Source organism: Halomicrobium sp. IBSBa, assembly GCF_017612575.1.
In the GTDB taxonomy this organism is placed as follows: Archaea; Halobacteriota; Halobacteria; order Halobacteriales; family Haloarculaceae; genus Halomicrobium.
In genome coordinates, this window is the sequence record NZ_JADPQC010000072.1 from 1 (window position 1) to 389 (window position 389).

The 389-nt window shown below is 62.5% G+C and carries 1 pseudogene; it reads left to right on the forward strand.

The window, feature by feature from the left end:
- Positions 1 to 82 precede the first annotated feature (82 nt).
- Positions 83 to 389, forward strand: a pseudogene (locus IL252_RS17505) (methyl-accepting chemotaxis protein); the annotation flags it as partial.

Consider the following 389-nt stretch of genomic DNA (forward strand, 5'->3'; position numbering starts at 1 on the left):
AACAGCGGACTGGGTCCGTAGCCAGCGAAACGCCGCACGAACTCTCTCAACGCTGTCCGACGTTCAGGAGGGGAGTCCAACGATGATCCGTGGCGCGTTACAGCGGCAAGCGTTCTACCAGCCGGAGTCAGTGTATGCCATCCACTACGTCAACGAGGAGACCCTGGAAATCGAGGAGTCGTCGCTGAGCGACCGACGCGACACGTCGCTCCGGACTGACGACTTCGAGTGGGAAGGTGGGGGCCTCTCGGTCACTGGGTCGAACTCGGTCGATATGTCGACGGTGTACACTTATGACGGGGGCAAGTACATCGCCTTCGCGAGCCCGGTCGCCCGGAGCGACAAACTGGTCGTCGTGGTCCACAACGTGACCGCGCGGACGGCCCAGT